Genomic DNA, 3,917 nt, shown 5'->3' with positions numbered 1-3,917 from the left:
GACCAGGGCGTGACCACGATGCTGATCACCCCGGTGCTCTTCAACCCCTACTCGGAAGCGATCCCGGGCGCGCTGGCGGGCCTGCGCCACGTGCTCACCGGAGGCGACCGGGCGGACCCGGCCGCCTACGGGCGGCTCCTGAGCGAGGGCGGCCCCCGGGCGCTCCTGAACTGCTACGGACCGACGGAGACGACCACCTTCTCCATCGCCCACCGGGTCGAGAGCGTCCCGGAGGGGACGGCGCGGGTGCCGATCGGGCGGCCGAACGCGAACACGCGGGCCTACGTCCTGGACCGCGACGGCGAGCCGGCGCCGGTGGGCGTGGCCGGCGAGCTCCACGTGGGCGGGGCGGGTCTGGCGCTCGGCTACCTGAACCGGCCGGAGCTGACGGCGGAGCGGTTCGTCCCCGACCCGTTCGGGGCGGCCGGGGGCGGGCGGCTCTACCGGACGGGTGACCTGGCGCAGTGGCTGCCGGACGGCACGCTCGAGTTCCTCGGGCGCGACGACGGCCAGGTGAAGGTACGGGGCTACCGGATCGAGCTGGGCGAGGTGGAGGCGCGGCTGCTGGAGCACGAGGCGGTGCGCGAGGCGGTCGTGGTGGCGCGGGAGGGGGACGCGGGGGAAAGGCAGCTGGTGGCGTACTGGGTCGAAGAGCCCGCCGGCAGGGCCGCCGAGGGCCCGGAGAGAGGTGACTCGGACCACGTGGCGGCCTGGAAGGATCTCTACGACCGCTACTACGGCGAGGACGGCGGGGTCCCGGATCCGACGTTCGACATCAGGGGTTGGCACAGCAGCTATTCGGGCGAACCCATTCCGCCCGCGGAGATGCGGGAATGGGTGGACGCGACCGTGGCCCGCATCGCCACCCTGAACCCGAAGCGGGTGCTCGAGGTCGGCTGCGGCTCCGGCCTCCTCCTGTTCCGGCTCGCGCCCGGCTGCGAGCGCTACGTCGGGACGGATTTCTCCGCCGAGGCTTTACGGGGCGTCCGCGCGGCGCTCGCGGGGCAGCCGGGGGAAGAGCGCGTGGAGCTGCGGCAGCGGCTGGCGGACGACTTCGGCGGGTTCGCGCCCGGGTCCTTCGACCTGGTGGTCGTCAACTCCGTCGCGCAGTACCTGCCCAGCGTCGACTACCTGGAGACCGTCCTCGAACGGGCCGTTCGCGCGGTGGCGCCGGGCGGCCACGTCTTCGTCGGGGACGTCCGCAACCTGGACCTGCTGGGCGCCTTCCACACGGCGGTGGAGACGCACCGGTCCGCAGCGGCGACGCCGGTAGCGGAGTGGAAGGCCCGCACGGAGCAGGCGGAGCGGTCGGAGGACGAGCTGGTGGTCGCGCCGGCCTACTTCCGCTCGCTCGGGGACAGGCTGGCCGCGGTCGGCCACGTGGAGGTCCTGCACAAGCGCGGTCGCTTCCGCAACGAGATGACGGAGTTCCGGTACGACGTGGTGCTGCACGTCGGCGCGGGCGGCGAGGCCGGCGCCGAGCCGGAGGCCGCCCGGTGGAGCTGGGACACCGACCGTCTGACGCTGGATTCCCTGCGCAGCCGGCTCGAAGAGACCGCGGACGACCTCCTGGTCGTCGCCGACATCCCCAACGCGCGGGTGAGCGGCCCGCTGAAGCTGCTCGAGCTCCGCCGGGACCCGGGGAGCGCCGGGACCGTGGAGGACGTGCGCCGTCTCGCGGTCCCGGACGGAGTGGATCCCGAGGACCTGTGGACGCTGGGTGAGGCCCTGGGATGGTCGGTGGAGGTGGGCGTAGCCGACTCCGGCGACGCGGGACGTGTCGACGCGATGTTCTCGCGGCGAGGCTCCGCGGGCGCCCGGCGGAGGTTCCCGGCGCCGCGGACCCGGCCGCGCGAGACGCTGTCCCCCTTCGCGACGGCTCCGTTGAAGAGCGCGCCGGGCGGAGTGATGCCGACCCGGCTGCGCTCGTTCATGGAGGCGCGGCTCCCCGCGTACATGGTGCCCGCCGCCTACGTGCGCCTCGATGCGCTTCCGCTGACGCCGAACGGGAAGGTGGACCGGCGGGCCCTCCCCGCACCGGCGAGGGACGCCTACGCGGACGCCGGGTACGAGGCGCCCGTGGGAGAGGTGGAGGCGGTGCTGGCGAAGATCTGGACGGAGGTGCTCGGGCTGGAGCGGGTGGGTCGGAGGGATCACTTCTTCAAGCTCGGCGGCCATTCCCTCCTCGCCGTCCGGGTCCTGGAGCGGATGCGGCAGCATGGGCTCCATGCCGACGGGCGCGTGCTGTTCGCGACCCCCACGCTCCTCGACCTGGCGTCGGCGGTGCGGGGGGCGGCGCCGCAGGTCGAGGTTCCGCCGAACGCCGTTCCCGAGGGATGCGGGACGATCCGGCCGGAGATGCTGCCGCTGGTGGACCTCACGCAGGCGGAGATCGGCCTCGTGGTGGAGCGGGTGCCGGGCGGAGCCGGCAACGTGCAGGACGTCTACCCGCTGGCGCCGCTGCAGGAGGGGTTCCTCTTCCACCACCTGCTCGTGAGGGAGGGGGACCCCTACCTGGGCTGCGAGATGCTCAGCTTCGACAGCCGGGGGCGCCTGGACAAGTTCCTGGCCGCGCTGCAGGCGGCGGTCGACCGCCACGACATCCTGCGGACCTCCCTCGCGTGGGAGGGACTGCGCGAGCCGGTGCAGGTGGTGTGGCGCACGGCGCCGCTGGCGGTGGAGGAGGTGGAGCTGGACGCCGCCGGGGGCGACGCGGGGGAGCGGCTCTACGCGCTCCACGATCCCCGGCATCATCGGATCGACATCCGCCATGCGCCCCTGGTCCGGGCATATGCGGCGAGAGACGAGCGGCGGGGACGGTGGCTGCTGCTCCTCCTCCTGCACCACGTGATGGGCGACCACGAGACGCTCGAAGCGCTCTCGGAGGAGGTCGCGGCGCGCCTGGAGGGACGCGCGGAGGCGCTGCCTCCGGCGCTGCCGTTCCGAAACTACGTCGCCCAGGCGCGGCTGGGGGTGAGCCGGGAGAAGCACGAGGCGTTCTTCCGCGACCTGCTCGGCGACGTGGTGGAGCCGACGGCGCCGTTCGGCCTGGTGAACGCGTGGAGCGAGGCAGCCCGGATCGACGCGGCGGAGCTGGAAGTGGAGCCGATGCTGGTCGCGCGGCTCCGCAGCCGCGTCCGGGCGCTGGGGGTGAGCGCCGCGAGCGTCTGCCACGTGGCGTTCGCCCAGGCGCTGGCGCGTGCGGCGGACCGGCAGGACGTGGTGTTCGGAACCGTGCTCTTCGGCCGGATGCGCGGAGGGGAGGGGTCGGACCGCGTGCTGGGCCCCTTCATGAACACGGTGCCGGTCCGGATCCGGGTCGGGCACGAGGGCGCGGAGGCGAGCGTGCGGGGCGCGCAGAGGCTCCTGGCGAGCCTGCTGGAGCATGAGCATGCGTCGCTGGTGCTGGCGCAGCGGTGCAGCGGCGTGCCGGCCCCCGAGCCGCTGTTCTCGGCGCTGTTGAACTACCGGCACACGGCGGAGGTCAGGGGCCCCTGGGCGTGCATCGAGGGCGTCGAGCGCCTGCGGTGGCACGAGCGGTCGACCTACCCGGTCACGGTGTCGATCGACGACCTGGGCGATGGAGGGCTGCTGCTCCAGTCGCAGGTCCAGGGGGCCGCCGTGGCGGAGCGGGTGTGCGCGATGGTGCACACGGCGCTGGAGCGGCTGGTGGAGGCGCTGGAGGTCTCGCCGATGCGGGCGCTCGGGAGCATCGACGTGCTTCCGGAGGCGGAGCGGCGGCAGGTGGTGGAGGCGTGGAACGCCACCGAGGCCGAGTACCCGCGCGAGCTGTGCGTGCACCAGCTCTTCGAGGCGCAGGCGCGGCGCAGCCCCGACGCGGTGGCGCTCGTCTTCGCGGGCGAGGCGCTCAGCTACGCGGAGCTGAACGCCCGGGCGAACCGCCTGGCGCACCACCT

1 protein-coding gene is annotated in these 3,917 nt (G+C 73.9%); it reads left to right on the top strand.

Annotation, left to right across the window (positions count from 1 at the left end):
• Positions 1-18: 18 nt before the first annotated feature.
• On the top strand, positions 19-3,917 hold a 3,899-nt coding region (locus VGR37_20815; protein ID HEV2149853.1), incomplete at its 3' end, for a condensation domain-containing protein.

Source organism: Longimicrobiaceae bacterium (assembly GCA_035936415.1).
Lineage (GTDB): Bacteria > Gemmatimonadota > Gemmatimonadetes > Longimicrobiales > Longimicrobiaceae > JAFAYN01.
The sequence above is the reverse complement of the archived record's forward strand: the minus strand, read 5'-3'. Positions and strand labels throughout refer to the sequence as shown.